Here is a 13,773-nt window from a genome sequence, read left to right as displayed (position 1 = left end):
CCAGCCCGGTAGACGATCCTGCCCTATAGTTGGACTGACCCCGCCCCGGTAGACGATCCTGCCCTATAGTTTGAGCATAGGAGGAGCGTATGGGCACACCACGATTTACACCTGAATTTAAGGAAGAAGCCGTCCGTCAGATAACAGAACGCGGTTATTCCGTTGCCGAAGTATCCGACCGTCTGGGCGTTTCTGCACACAGCCTCTACAAGTGGCTACGGGCTATCAAACCTGATAACAGCGAACAGCATGCCCGGGATTTACTGGAAGCCAAAAGCGAGATCCTGAAACTCCGGGCGCAGCTAAAACGCACCGAAGAAGAACGGGATATCCTGAAAAAGGCCGCGCGGTACTTTGCAAGGGAGCCCGACTGAAGTACCGCTTTATCAATGAACACCGCACTGTATGGGGTGTGATGACGATGTGTCGGGTACTGAATGTCGCCCGGGCCGGGTTCTATGCGTGGCTGCACAACCCGGTCTCGGCGCGTGATAAAGATAACCAGCGTCTGCTGATGCTTATCCGCGACTCATATTCACTGAGCGGAGGCGTATACGGTTACCGGCGGGTTCATGGCGACCTGAACGAAATCGGGGAAACCTGCGGCAAAAACCGGGTGGGTCGTATTATGCAACAAAACCGGATCAAAGCCGTACGCGGCTATAAAGCGCCGCGTCGTATCGCCGGCCGGCCTTCAGTGGTTGCCCCTAATCGCGTGCAGCGGCAGTTTACTGTTGTCCGGGCCAATCAGGTCTGGGTCACAGATATTACTTATATCCGCACCTGGCAGGGCTGGCTGTATCTGGCGGTGGTTATCGATCTCTTCGCCCGTAATGTGGTCGGCTGGTCGATGAAGCCCACTCTCTCACGCGAACTGGCACTCGACGCGCTGATGATGGCCGTCTGGCGGCGAAAACCGGACGGCGAGGTCATCGTGCACTCAGACCAGGGCAGCCAGTACGGCAGTGACGACTGGCAGCGCTTCTGCCGGGCTAATAACCTGGCCCCGAGCATGAGCAGGCGTGGCAACTGCTGGGATAATGCGGTGGCCGAATCGTTCTTCAGTTCGCTGAAAAAAGAACGGATCAGAAAACGTATCTATAAAACCCGGGATCTGGCCCGGGCCGATATCTTCGATTACATTGAAGTCTTCTATAACCGGTCCCGGCGTCACAGTCATCTCGGCGGCGTCAGTCCGGAGGCCTTCGGACAGGCCTCGTCGTGAGGACAGAATTTGTCTACTGTCGTGGGGGCAGTCCAAAGCTCTCGCGGCAGAACTGGAACCGAAGCTGACCTTAATCCGTTTTCCCGGAAACTGAAGAAGCTTACCGTTGAAACAGCGCTCAGTGCTGAACTTAACGGCCACCTCGGGCAAGAGAAAAACGCGCCTAAAAAGGCTCCAATATCCGTAATAGCTACTCGTCAAAAATCCTGCTTTGTGATGAGGAGAGCCTGAACTGAACACGCCGCGTGATCGTGAAAATACCTCTGAACCACAGTTGATTAATAAGAACCAGATGCGTGTCACCCGTCTGGACGACCTGATTTTATCCCTTTACAGCAAAGGGATGAGCATGCGCGAAATCATCGCTACCTTCAAAGAGATGTACGATGCCGACGTGTCGCCCACGTTGTTATCTAAGGTCACCGACGCCGTAAAAGAACAGGTTGCCGAGTGGCATAACCGAAAGCTGGATGTATTTTATCACATTGTTTATATATAATTTATTGTTGTAAAGGTTCGACAGAATGGCCGCGTGATAAACAACGCTGCTTTCCTGGCGCTGGGCATAAACATTGAAGGCCAGAAAGAATTACTGGGCATGTGGCTGGCCGAAAATGAAGGCGAAAAGTTCTGGTTGTACCAGCTGACAGAGCTGAAAAATTGTGACTTTGAGGACATTCTGATTTCCAGCGTGGACGATCTTAAGGGCTCCCCGGATGCAATAAACAGCGTTGATCCGCAGATCAATGTGCAGTTGTGTATCATCCAAATGGTGCGTAACTGCCTGAAATACGTGGCATGAAAGGACTACAAGACAGTCACCAGTGAGCTGAAGACTGTTTATCAGTTTCCGACAGAAGAGGCAGCGCTGACAGCGATGGATGTGTTCGCGAAAGTCTGGGACGTTAAGTATCCGCAAATCAGCAAAAGCTGGCGTGCGCACTGAGAAAAGCTGAATACGTTCTTTATCTACCCGCCATATATCCGCAAGGCCATCTATCCCACGAATGATATTGAATCACTAAACAGCGTTATCCGGGCGGCCATAAAGAAACGCAAGGTGCTCCCGACTGACGACTCAGTGCGTAAGGTGGTTTATCAGGAATAAAGAATGCGTCATAAAAATTGACTATACCGATCCAGAACTGGTGGCTGGCGATGAGTCGTTTTATTATCGAGTTTGGTGACCGCCTGAGAGATCACAATTAATGAGTGGGCAGTTACACAGAATTACTGACAGACTCCTTTATGGCCATGCCAAGTTCATTCTGCAATAACGGCGGGCAAAAAAGTATCATTATCAGCTACAGCGATGAAAAAGCCTTTTAACCCACTCATCATCATAAATTTGCTGCAAAATAAGAGTCAGGAGGCTTCAGGTCGTCACAGCCCATTCTGTTCCTGTATGCAGGTTTGTCGACATCAGCACACAGTTGCTCAATTCACTGAACAGGGACCAGGAATTCTTTTGCGGCATACCATACTTCTTGCGAGCGCCCATATACGGTTTTCATTTTTTATCGCACACATATGCGCTTTCTCCCAGACATCTGCAGCCATAAGGTATTCACCACAACGTTCCATCTCGCTGGCTATATCAGCAAGCTCCCTGAATCCAAAATGAGTGATATTATCCTGCATTGTACCCTCTTTTTATGTTCTGATTCGTTGGGTCGACAGGCTGCAACAGGAGTTCTGCTGCATCCCGTGCGGGTATAGCCTGAAAGAAGTACCATCCCTGCAGCAGTGGCTGATTACACATTTCCTTCGCAAGACCTGCGTCTCCTGCAGTTTGAATACGCTCTACGATGACGCCTGTCCGGGCATCCTGTATCGCGTTCCACAGAGAATTGTCTGTAAATTCAGTGCGCTGCTTTTTCAACATCGCGATTTCCGTTTTGACATAATCGAAAGGAAAGCGCAGGGCAATAATATCTTCTGAAAGGCCCTTGCCTGCATCATCTATGGCCAGCAAAAATCCTCCCTCACGAAGGCGGTTCAGATTATGTATGAACTGCGATTTTGATGGTATACGGGTACGCTCTGTTACTTCCAGCATAAAGGTGCCTGCCGGAATACCTGCATTACGGAGGGAATCAAGAGCATAATTCACCAGGCTATCATCACATATGTCCTGTGGAGGAATATTAATACTTACAATGAGGTCAGTCCTTTCCCGGAAGTGATGTATATAATCCCGCAAAACAGTGCGAAACACGGCTGGCGTAAAGCTGTACCCCATAGCGTGCCGCTCGATGTAGTCGATAACATCTTCCTTATTCTGTCCGTCGTCGATGAGTTCCGCTGGGAGAGATATCAGTGCCTCCAGCGCCACTATATTCCCCTCAAGAACCATGGGCTGATAGTGCATCGTATAGTTGCCGGACATGACGTAGTGCTTAACTTTCCTGTGCCAGAGCCAGCGAGCGATCACAACAGGAAAAAACAGCATTACAAGCGGAATGACTATTTCAATGAATGGCATGGTGACACCTTTCATGGGTTTTATCTGAACCCGATCTCAGGTAAAGACCGGGGTGGTCCAGGTGAAAGACCCGTGGGAACATGAAGGTACAGAAAAAGATTAAGTCCTGGAAACCATATCGGTTCATAACCCTGTAGCAGTGACCGAGAATACTTTTTTCAGAAAGAGACAGGACTGCAGCGATTTCTGGCACCGTTGCTCCGCAACTCAGGAAAAGGAATACCTCTTTTTCCATCTTTGTGATACGCAGACGCATGTCGAGAGGGACTGTTTTATCTTGTACGTAAGCAAGAAACTGAAAGATATGTGCAAAAAGAACCATTATATTGCTCCGGCAATTTATTTCATACTGAGCATCAACTGTATCTGACTCCAGAGGACTTTCTGTGAGGCGAAGTCTGGCAATAAAGACATTCCTGGGATAAGCTTTCTTAATTCGGATGTAATCCATTCTCTGAACCCGATCATCAACCAAGAGAACGAGTTTTTCGCAGGATGCTGTTTTGAGAACGAAGGAGACGCGGTCTCCAGTCCAGGAAATATTCATCTTAGTATTCAGAGCAGTTGCTAAAAAAAAATCCTCAGAAATCAGCAGTATTTTCATTCTTTCCTCCTGTCTTGCAGGTTAACCGTCCAGAGTATCTCCAGCTATGGTTATATGCAAAGGTTGAAGTTTACGGGCCACGTTTCATTTGCATGAATCCATTTAGCCAGGATGTAGTGCTGGCCTGATTTTGAGTAAGTAATTACGGACTCACCGCTGGAATTTTCAAAAATCGAGAACAAAAAAACATGCCCGTCTTTATTGCTAAAAGTTTTATACCATTTTTAATAAACATTAAAATCAATGCCTTACATTTACTCTAAGCGTGTCATTCCATCCATACGGCTTTTGATGGCATAAATCCGTAGTTAAAGAAAAGATGACATGTATAATAGAAAAATTGATCGTCGCAGCGACAACCAATTGACTGAAACAGACCATCCATATACCTGTGCAACAATATGTTCTGACAGGAATAATTTCATTCCGGAGTGTGCTATTACTTACTTAACAATATCAACATTGGATAATGTTCGTATTTTCCAGTCAGTGAACTCGCATGGTCAAACTTTACTCCAAGGAAAAATTATGCCTTGGAGTACTTGTTAAATATAATGCATCTTTAATTCTAAATCTGAAACACCTTAATAATAAATATTAGTGTGCTTTTAAAAACACAAGCTCTGACCTACCCCCAGGATTAGATACAACCTTCAGTTAGTAATGTCGGTTGGTTTTTCTTCATATTTCCTGTTTCGCCAGTCTGTTGCGAATTCAGCTGGCGTCTGGTAATCCAGCGATGAATGGGGACGGCATTCGTTATAATCCTGCCGCCAGTCATTAATCGTTTTCCGGGCATGAAGAATATCGCTGGACCAGTGTTCATTCAGACACTCATCGCGAAAGCGTCCGTTAAAACTCTCAATAAATCCGTTCTGCGTTGGCTTACCTGGCTGGATAAGCCGTAGTTCCACACCATGCTCAAAGGCCCATTGATCGAGGGCGCGGCAGGTAAATTCCGGGCCCTGCTCGGTTCTTGTTGTCGCCGGATAGCCCCGAAACAGCGCGATGCTGTCCAGAATACGCGTGACCTGAACGCCTGAAATACCGAAAGCAGCGGTGATCGTCAGACACTCCTTCGCGAAATCATCCACACAGGTCAGGCACTTGATCCCCCGACCGTTGGCCAGTGCGTCCATAACGAAATCCATCGACTATGTCAGGTTCGGCGCATCCGGGCGAAGAAGCGGAAACCGTTCGGTTGCCAGCCCTTTACGGCGTCGTCTGCGTTTTACGCTCAGTCCATTAAGGTGGTAAATACGGTATACCCGCTTGTGATTGACGTGAAGGCCCTCCTGACGCAACAGCTGCCAGATGCAGCGGTAGCCAAAACGCCTGCGCTCAAGTGCCAGCTCAGTGATGCACCCTGATAAATGCGCATCAGCTGCCGGACGCTGAGCCTCATAGCGGCAGGTCGACAAGGACAAACCTGTAAGCCTGCCGGCACGACGTTGCGACAGACCGGTCGCATCACACATAAACTCAACGGCTTCCCGCTTCTGGCCTGTCGTCAGTACTTTCGCCCCAGAGCCACCTGAAGTACCTCCTTATCCAGCATGGCTTCGGCAAGTAGCTTCTTGAGGCGGGGCTTTCTCCTCTTCAAGAGATATAAGCCGCTTCACCTCAGGAACTTCCATGCCACCAAACTTCTTGCGCCAGGAGTAGAAAGTGGCGTCGGAAATGGCGTGCTTACGGGCAGAAACTCCGGCTTCCGCTTCGTGAAGAATACTGATGATCTGTTCGTCGGAAAAACGCTTCTTCATGGGGATGTCCTCATGTGGCTTATGAAGACTTTACTAACATCGGGGTGTATTAATCAACGGGGAGCAGGTCAGTAATATTGACTACGGTATGTTCCCCCTAACGCACCTTAGTCAATATCCTGTGCGGAAGACTGTGCCAGTCTAAACTGGAGACCTCTGGCCTTTCTTTCATTTTGCAGAGAGGTTCATCATCATGTAAAAGACCCGTTAACCGAAGAGCAGGACGCGTTTGTACTGAAACATACAGAAACCGGGAATGTATGGACGGATGTACGTGATGGCTGGAATGCAGTTTCATAAGATGTAGCGGCTCGTAATCGAAATCCCCCGACTCGCAATCAGCGCCGATCTTGGCTCACATTAACTGCAAGTCAAGACTGACCGCCAGCATTCTGTCGCGCAACTCAGCCACGCGGGCAGGGTCTAACTGATTGTCGAATAATGCCCTGATTTCAGCAGGTTTTGCATCGAACGGCTCTACCATGTCCTTCAGCCTGTAACCACGCCGGGTGAGCGTCGGTTCCAGGTCATCCAGCTGGCATGACAGCACGGATTCAAACAGAGTGGCGGTAATCGGTGTTTCGCCCGTCTGGCATCCTGCTTCCATCGCCAGCGTCAGGTGCAGCTGGACCTGCAGCGGTGTTCGCAGTTTTATTCCCAGCAAGTCAACGGCTTCGGTCATCAGAAAATCTTCCGGCTTACTTCAGCTGCCACTGGATATACACGAGCTGGCTGTCGGTGATCCCGTCCAGTGTAAAAATATCGGTACGATAGTCAATTTCCTCCATCGTCGGACGATGCAGGTCATTACGCAGTTTTGAGTGACCGGCCAGAACAACGGACAACCGACCACCGCCGTTTTCAACCACTTCCATCAACCGTTTGAGCCCCGTCATTGTATTACCCGTCCAGGTCATACGCCTCATCAACAAACAGTGCCAGCTGGGCGTTTGCCTTTTTTGACCTGTTCCTGCAGTGCCCGATCATGGCATTCACCCTGTTTGGAGATCTGCACCTGCTTATCCTGCGCCAGGTCATAAAACAGTGTGTTAATCATAGTGGCGAGCCTGATGCTGTGTTTGTCCATTGACAGGGAACGGGAGACAATGATTTTATTTTCATCTATCAGTTGCTGCTGGAGGCGTCGCAGAATGACGGTTTTCCCGCTTCCTACACACCACAGACAGCTATGAGTCGTCCTTCGCGTTGTCCTTATGGTGGGCGGTTTTCATATAATACCCGGCCTGTTCAATAGACTGCGTCAGTCCATAATGTTCCATCACTTCAACCTGAATGGTCTTCTCCTGATTGTCTTTTACGAAAATAGTCTCTGATGCGGGCGAATACTTCACTACGGTTAAGCGTCTCAGTCAGAATACTGTCGATAAACGCCCGGTCTTCATCCGACATCTGGCCAGCGGTATGGCCAGATCGTCGGCAATTGCCAGTTTTGCCGCAATTGTGGTGGGAAAGCGATATTCAAATTTTTGGGCATCAAAGGGATAATGCGGCAACGCATCAAGGTGCTGAATTAGTGGTTCGTAATTTGAGTGCAGCATTCAGTTCACAGTAATGCTCAGGTAGTGACCGAGGTTGACCATGATCACTGCGGTGGGCAGTTTGTGGTTTCAGGGCAAGGAGAAGAGCGCGATAAACCGTCGTGACTGAAATACCATCCCGCTGAGCGGTAGCGGCAATCTGAGCGGCACGTTCAGGGCTTTTTGGCAGCAGGCGATCGAGCCGTTGCCGTAGTTGCAACAGGGAGTCAGGCGGAATCGCACTACGCCGGCTGCTCATAATTTTCCAGCGCCCGGTAGACTGACGCACTCCCGATCTCAGCAAATATGCCCCGATGTGCAGTTTTTACTATCGCAATGCTACAGTGGAATTTACAACGTCGCGGCCATCATCCGTAGCTGTCTGACATACTGGATAAGGAAACAAGGCAATGGGTGTGTGCCCTGATTAGGGCACACACCTGCCGCTATGACGGCTTTTTCCAACCGCTGATTGAGGTGGCTATCGGTACAAAGAGGAGAGGCCAGGTTAGCAAAAAACAGGAACCAGCCCGCGTCAGGAATGCATCGATACGGCTACCGGAATTCTAGAATGTCGCCTGCAATATCTTGAGGACAGAACCGGGACTTAGGAGAGAAGTGCTCTCGTCTCTGGAGAAAGTAGATACTCGTACAACTCACGCTGCACCAGAGGCAGCGGTCTCAATGATAACGCAGTCGGATAGCCTAATAATATCGTCTGCTGCAAGGCGGAAAACATAACAACATAAGCTTAAATCGCTGGTATCATGGAGTGTCAATGCTATCAGAAAGATATTTATTCATAAGGTATTCAAGGGCCTTGTCTGCATAGCCTTCTCCTGTCATGACTATGATTTCTCCACGCCTCTCCAGTGCTGATCCAATCGAGCTCATGCAACTCATCATTGGCAGTAGTTGGCGCAGCATGGAAGCGTAAAAACATGCGGCCATAATGCGATCGGCCAGATCCTGATTTTCACGTTCGTGAACATCAGGTTCAGTCCATTCCCTGTCGTCTTTTTCCGATTGCAGCTGCTTACACAGCATCAACAATGCAACAATTTCATCTGCAGCCTGTGAATCATGTATCATTCCGTTTTCCTCTGTTGCATAACACTAGTGGTTTTCATTAAATATAACCATATATAAAGTGAGCTTTATCTTAAAATAAGATGCATCATGGATGTGAGATTTGCAGGATCCCTGCCATATGGTTATGGTATGGATAATGAAAGTTGTTTTCCTTATGCGGTCCAGCAGTTCTCCCCATAAATTTCCGTACTTAATACGACACAAATAGCGGCAATGGCTCGTTCGCAGGATTGATTAATGTAGTTACTGAGATCTATTTTCAGAAAATGAATTACCAACTTCAATCCATTCTTGCAGAATGTGTGCCAAGTCAACTAGTTTTTGTTCTCCTGGTTCTCCTTTTGCCCTTTACCGGCCTTATGTTGTGTTACCCGGATGATGTGTAAATGGTCAGTGTTGCACAGTATCAGGCTTTACTTTCAGCAGACACCTTTGCGATCGTGTTAACCGCATCCCTTATTGAAAAAGACTGGACTGGTTTCCAAAGAAAATGGGCCGCATAACGTCGGTCATGGACATGGTTTTTATAATTCTGACTAACGTCTTTATCAAGGCCGAATGCAAAAATTTGTTTACTATCAATCCCCCACTTTTCGCAGCACTCACTATAGGTCAGATAGAGCGACTTCAGTTCTTCAAAAACAGTTCCCTTCTTTAGCGGTCCTTTGTTTAGGATTTTCTCATATGCCAAATAATGTGTAACGGCTGTTTTCCTTGACTTAAATTTCAGCTTTCCAATCTTGAATAATGGGGAACTTGCCATCCTGAACTCCTTATAATTTCCCGAAAGATAGTTGCATAAAAATATTGTTTTTCACAATACTGTCTCGGTTGCTAACAAGAAGGTTAATGACTTCATTTACACCAGCGATAAAACACTCACATGACAACAAGCAGGTATATAATCTCTCATTTAAATAAATACTTGCATAAATATGATTTGAATTCTGATGAGTACAATTTTCCCTAAAGTTTATCACGTCCATTTAACAAGAAAATAGGCACTATTCTCTCCTGCGAGACAGATCACTGAAAATGTGGAAAGGATGTAACAATTGGTGAGTGTAATAACAGATAATATGGATAGACTATGTTCCAGTGGACGCTCTTGCCCTATAAATGAATCGTCCAGGATAAACTAGATACACTCGATGCGTAAATAGTATTATACATATTCATGCAGTGTTATCTGCAGGCTCGATCGATGGAACCGCTTGCTGTAAAAAAAAATTGGACTGACCCCACGCCCGTAGACAAATTCTGTCCTCACGATGAGGCCTGTTCGAAGGCCTCCGGACTGAGGCCGCCGAGGTGACTGTGGCGCCGGGCCCGGTTGTAGAACACTTCAATGTAATCGAAGATATCGGCCCGGGCCAGATCCCGGGTTTTATAGATGCGTTTTCTGATCCGCTCTTTTTTCAGCGAACTGAAGAACGATTCGGCCACCGCATTATCCCAGCAGTTGCCACGCCTGCTCATGCTCGGGGCCAGGTTATTAGCCCGGCAGAAGCGCTGCCAGTCGTCACTGCCGTACTGGCTGCCCTGGTCTGAGTGCACGATGACCTCGCCGTCCGGTTTTCGCCGCCAGACGGCCATCATCAGCGCGTCGAGTGCCAGTTCGCGTGAGAGAGTGGGCTTCATCGACCAGCCGACCACATTACGGGCGAAGAGATCGATAACCACCGCCAGATACAGCCAGCCCTGCCAGGTGCGGATATAAGTAATATCTGTGACCCAGACCTGATTGGCCCGGACAACAGTAAACTGCCGCTGCACGCGATTAGGGGCAACCACTGAAGGCCGGCCGGCGATACGACGCGGCGCTTTATAGCCGCGTACGGCTTTGATCCGGTTTTGTTGCATAATACGACCCACCCGGTTTTTGCCGCAGGTTTCCCCGATTTCGTTCAGGTCGCCATGAACCCGCCGGTAACCGTATACGCCTCCGCTCAGTGAATATGAGTCGCGGATAAGCATCAGCAGACGCTGGTTATCTTTATCACGCGCCGAGACCGGGTTGTGCAGCCACGCATAGAACCCGGCCCGGGCGACATTCAGTACCCGACACATCGTCATCACACCCCATACAGTGCGGTGTTCATTGATAAAGCGGTACTTCAGTCGGGCTCCCTTGCAAAGTACCGCGCGGCCTTTTTCAGGATATCCCGTTCTTCTTCGGTGCGTTTTAGCTGCGCCCGGAGTTTCAGGATCTCGCTTTTGGCTTCCAGTAAATCCCGGGCATGCTGTTCGCTGTTATCAGGTTTGATAGCCCGTAGCCACTTGTAGAGGCTGTGTGCAGAAACGCCCAGACGGTCGGATACTTCGGCAACGGAATAACCGCGTTCTGTTATCTGACGGACGGCTTCTTCCTTAAATTCAGGTGTAAATCGTGGTGTGCCCATACGCTCCTCCTATGCTCAAACTATAGGGCAGGATCGTCTACCGGGGCGGGGTCAGTCCATCAACGGCTCGGAAGTGTCTAGATTATCAGTGGCGATTCAATGTATTTCAAGGCAGGAAACAGGTTGAGATTGATTAACAGCCAGTTTGATTGATTGATTGATTTCTAATCTCTTCGGGGTAACACTGACCGCACCTCGGTGTCTTCCTTTAAGCCATCTTAGATGACTCTGAGGTTTTTGTTAAATATTGAAGTGAGTTATCCTATTTTAGGTTAAAAACGCCTAAAGATAATATTTTTCAAGCTTGTCTCTATCTAAGAAGATCAATCGACCATTTTTAATATCTATAATGTTATTATCTTTTAAAAAGGAAATGTTTTTCATTACGACACTTCTTGATAAAGAAGTTAATGACATGATTTCTTTTGCTAAAAAGAGTGCCGTGTTATTATTATTTTGTAGTTCATTTATGTTTTCAATAGCTTTAGCTATTTTATATTGTGTTGTTTTATATGGGTCCCTCATGTGAGAATAAACATATTGAGAGATAGCACTGTTGAATGCTATTATTTTACCAATATCTTCCCATAAATCATTTTTTTTAATTAAAGAAAGTGCCTCTGCTGTATTCGCAGTATAGGCAACAACGTTATCAGTTGCTCTAAAATGCAATGTTGTCAGGAACCCAAAGCAACCAACAAGCCCAAAAAGCACTGGAGCTTTAATCCTGGTAGAAAATCCATCACTAACTAATGTTATTTGACCAGAAGATAAAAAAAATAAGTTTTCAGTGCTTTTTATAATGCATTTTTCATTTTTCATGAAATGAACTTCATAAAATGAAGGTTTCAATTCAGAAAATACCTTCTGTATTGAATCGATTGGTCTTGGGATGGTGGTTAAAGTCATAGTAAGTTTTATTTGGTTGCTTTTATTATACTTATTATAGTTTAAAATGATAAGTTTGGCAAACAGTCACTTCCATACATTTATTTTACTTAAGAAACGCGGAATAGTTAATCTGCAAGCCTTTGAAGCTCATAGCAAGAAAAAGTACAGTTCATACACCCCAAAATACCGCTTTGACTATTTGAACTAATCATTGTTATGTTAAACTTTGCTAAAAACAAAAAACCCATTTCTCCCTCATAAGAGGAGAGGTATTTTAGTTTTGATTTGAAAATATAACATTTACCATATAAATCAACGAGTTTTAATATACCAAGATCTTCATTAATATCAGTGAGATAACCGATTAGGACATTGTATTCGTATGTTTTCATTACAGATGCTCTAATGAAAAAAGTTGGTAAAAATAAATTTAGTAATGAAAAGATGAATTCAATTCATTTTGAGACACTCTAAAGCAACCATAAATCATTGTACACCCCCATGTGTGTGTTTAAAAAAACACTTATTTAATATAATATTCTTTACTAGACAGAATTTAAGCCTCTGGGTAAGAGGGCTGGTCATCAACTTATCCACATATCCAGTGAATAGAACAATTTTTCAGTTCAAATTATTAAAAAGAAAAGATCAATAAAATATAAAGAAGATATAATTTATTGATTATTATAGTTTATTTGCATATATAGGCGGTTACTTTCATAAGAAAAGCGGTTGCTTTCATAATGCGTGCGTTTACTTTCATAAAAAAAGCGGTTACTTTCATAAGTCGATGGCGGTTACTTTCATAAGGATATAATTACGTGCAAATGGATGTGGATAAATGAAGAAAGTTATTGAAAATAAAGATCCTTTCTTAATTATGAAGAAAGATTTGAGTGGAAGTTACACACTAACTCCTAACAGCAGGAAAACCGTGCAGACGGTAGCATTGTTGAGGTTAAGTGTTTTCACCCCAGTATCACCAAGAGAAAAGAGGGCGCGTAATTTTATAATTGATGCTTCTGAGGAGCTCTCAAGCCTGGAAGTAGCCCGGCAGGAAGGATATACAAATATAAAAATACAGGGAGCCAAATTGGGTATGTCGACAGATTTCAAGGTATGGGTTGGAATCATATTAGCTTTTTCCAGATATGGTTATGCATCTCCCGTTATTAATGTACCATTTTCAGAGTTTGCGAGAATGTGTGGTCTGAGTCCTACGGATATTAATGATAGGGCTAGAAAACGTTTTAATGAATCCCTTTTTAATATATCTAGTGTTACTTTGTCATTTCAAAGTAAGGATGGAAGGCGTAGTTTGGTAACACATTTGGTGCAACGTGCTAGATTAGATCAAACTGCGAATATGATTGAAATTGTTGGGGATCCTAGTCTTTGGGAACTTTATAGTTATGACCATAAAGTTCTTTTAGGGTTAAAGGCTCTGTCTGCATTATCTCGTAAAGAATCTGCACAATCACTTTATGTATATTTTGAGAGCATGCCACCGGGCACTTTATATATTTCAATTAAGAGGCTTCGAGAACGATTGTCTATGGCTTCCCAAGTAAAAGATCAGAACGCAACAATTAGGAAGGCAATGAGAGAGTTATTGAAGATTGGCTATCTTGATTACAGTGAAATAAAAAAGATGGGTGAGGTGATGTTTATCATACATGCTCGTTGTCCACGTCTTAATATTACGGATACATAATTTATTTAATGGACAGGTAGTGATCTGTACTAAATTTGACAATGCAATAATTTTTTTCT

General features: G+C 45.7%; 11 protein-coding genes and 4 pseudogenes. 3 read left to right on the top strand and 12 right to left on the bottom strand.

Features of this window, described 5'->3' with window-relative positions; all coding sequences use genetic code 11:
- Positions 1 to 89 precede the first annotated feature (89 nt).
- Positions 90 to 1,225 (top strand): IS3 family transposase gene (locus BFV67_RS22810; protein ID WP_217058713.1). Its coding sequence is split into 2 segments (ribosomal slippage): positions 90 to 336 and positions 336 to 1,225, totalling 1,137 coding nucleotides; the frame shifts between segments, so codons are not numbered across the junction.
- Between the two features lie 9 nt (positions 1,226 to 1,234).
- Positions 1,235 to 2,434: pseudogene (locus BFV67_RS22805) on the top strand (IS256 family transposase).
- A 228-nt stretch (positions 2,435 to 2,662) separates the two neighbouring features.
- Here the strand turns inward: BFV67_RS22805 and BFV67_RS24945 are convergent.
- The 12 genes and pseudogenes from BFV67_RS24945 to BFV67_RS24330 all read right to left on the bottom strand — a co-directional run bounded on the left by BFV67_RS24945 (position 2,663) and on the right by BFV67_RS24330 (position 12,392).
- Positions 2,663 to 2,785 (bottom strand): hypothetical protein, encoded by a 123-nt coding sequence (locus BFV67_RS24945; RefSeq protein ID WP_418251762.1) that lies wholly within the window; start codon positions 2,783 to 2,785, stop codon positions 2,663 to 2,665.
- Between the two features lie 70 nt (positions 2,786 to 2,855).
- Positions 2,856 to 3,710: an EAL domain-containing protein gene (locus BFV67_RS22800; RefSeq protein WP_069599055.1), complete on the bottom strand. Its 855-nt coding sequence runs from the start codon at positions 3,708 to 3,710 to the stop codon at positions 2,856 to 2,858.
- Complete coding sequence (locus tag BFV67_RS22795) at positions 3,697 to 4,314, bottom strand: helix-turn-helix transcriptional regulator (RefSeq protein ID WP_069599054.1); 618 nt, start codon at positions 4,312 to 4,314, stop codon at positions 3,697 to 3,699. The genes BFV67_RS22800 and BFV67_RS22795 overlap by 14 nt, the downstream gene beginning before the upstream one ends.
- A gap of 653 nt (positions 4,315 to 4,967) precedes the next feature.
- A pseudogene (locus tag BFV67_RS24350) lies at positions 4,968 to 6,077 on the bottom strand (IS3 family transposase).
- A gap of 355 nt (positions 6,078 to 6,432) precedes the next feature.
- Positions 6,433 to 7,429: pseudogene (locus BFV67_RS24735) on the bottom strand (AAA family ATPase).
- An 18-nt stretch (positions 7,430 to 7,447) separates the two neighbouring features.
- Complete coding sequence (locus tag BFV67_RS24940; RefSeq protein WP_201258626.1) at positions 7,448 to 7,636, bottom strand: hypothetical protein; 189 nt, start codon at positions 7,634 to 7,636, stop codon at positions 7,448 to 7,450.
- Positions 7,602 to 7,874: pseudogene (locus BFV67_RS24935) on the bottom strand (IS481 family transposase); the annotation flags it as partial. The pseudogene BFV67_RS24935 and the gene BFV67_RS24940, both read right to left, overlap by 35 nt.
- Positions 7,875 to 8,380: 506 nt before the next feature.
- Positions 8,381 to 8,707, bottom strand: a complete 327-nt coding sequence (locus tag BFV67_RS22765; protein WP_069599051.1) for a hypothetical protein — start codon at positions 8,705 to 8,707, stop codon at positions 8,381 to 8,383.
- Positions 8,708 to 9,113: 406 nt separating this feature from the next.
- Complete coding sequence (locus BFV67_RS22760; RefSeq protein WP_069599050.1) at positions 9,114 to 9,470, bottom strand: hypothetical protein; 357 nt, start codon at positions 9,468 to 9,470, stop codon at positions 9,114 to 9,116.
- A 503-nt stretch (positions 9,471 to 9,973) separates the two neighbouring features.
- Positions 9,974 to 11,109, bottom strand: a protein-coding gene (locus tag BFV67_RS22755) for an IS3 family transposase (RefSeq protein ID WP_201405648.1) whose coding sequence is annotated in 2 segments (ribosomal slippage) — positions 9,974 to 10,863 and positions 10,863 to 11,109 — 1,137 coding nt in all. Because the reading frame shifts where the segments join, the coding sequence is not laid out codon by codon here.
- 282 nt (positions 11,110 to 11,391) lie between these two features.
- Positions 11,392 to 12,018, bottom strand: coding sequence for a cyclic nucleotide-binding domain-containing protein (locus tag BFV67_RS22745; protein ID WP_157888843.1), 627 nt, complete (start codon positions 12,016 to 12,018; stop codon positions 11,392 to 11,394).
- Between the two features lie 107 nt (positions 12,019 to 12,125).
- Positions 12,126 to 12,392 carry a hypothetical protein gene (locus BFV67_RS24330; protein WP_157888842.1) on the bottom strand — a complete coding sequence of 89 codons (267 nt, stop codon included), beginning with the start codon at positions 12,390 to 12,392 and terminating at the stop codon, positions 12,126 to 12,128.
- A gap of 449 nt (positions 12,393 to 12,841) precedes the next feature.
- Here BFV67_RS24330 and BFV67_RS22740 point away from each other — a divergent pair, with 449 nt between their 5' ends.
- Complete coding sequence (locus BFV67_RS22740) at positions 12,842 to 13,714, top strand: RepB family plasmid replication initiator protein (RefSeq protein WP_069599048.1); 873 nt, start codon at positions 12,842 to 12,844, stop codon at positions 13,712 to 13,714.
- Positions 13,715 to 13,773: the final 59 nt, after the last annotated feature.

Origin of the sequence: Enterobacter roggenkampii, assembly GCF_001729805.1 — a bacterium.
GTDB lineage: Bacteria > Pseudomonadota > Gammaproteobacteria > Enterobacterales > Enterobacteriaceae > Enterobacter > Enterobacter roggenkampii.
The sequence above is the reverse complement of the archived record's forward strand: the minus strand, read 5'-3'. Positions and strand labels throughout refer to the sequence as shown.

Coding starts and splice junctions, on each gene's coding strand:
- BFV67_RS22740 (WP_069599048.1), top strand. CDS start 12,842: ATGAAGAAAGTTATTGAAAATAAAGATCCTTTCTTAATTATGAAGAAA.
- BFV67_RS24945 (WP_418251762.1), bottom strand. CDS start 2,785: ATGGCTGCAGATGTCTGGGAGAAAGCGCATATGTGTGCGATAAAAAAT.
- BFV67_RS24330 (WP_157888842.1), bottom strand. CDS start 12,392: ATGAAAACATACGAATACAATGTCCTAATCGGTTATCTCACTGATATT.
- BFV67_RS22760 (WP_069599050.1), bottom strand. CDS start 9,470: ATGGCAAGTTCCCCATTATTCAAGATTGGAAAGCTGAAATTTAAGTCA.
- BFV67_RS22800 (WP_069599055.1), bottom strand. CDS start 3,710: ATGCCATTCATTGAAATAGTCATTCCGCTTGTAATGCTGTTTTTTCCT.
- BFV67_RS22745 (WP_157888843.1), bottom strand. CDS start 12,018: ATGACTTTAACCACCATCCCAAGACCAATCGATTCAATACAGAAGGTA.
- BFV67_RS24940 (WP_201258626.1), bottom strand. CDS start 7,636: ATGCTGCACTCAAATTACGAACCACTAATTCAGCACCTTGATGCGTTG.
- BFV67_RS22795 (WP_069599054.1), bottom strand. CDS start 4,314: ATGAAAATACTGCTGATTTCTGAGGATTTTTTTTTAGCAACTGCTCTG.
- BFV67_RS22765 (WP_069599051.1), bottom strand. CDS start 8,707: ATGATACATGATTCACAGGCTGCAGATGAAATTGTTGCATTGTTGATG.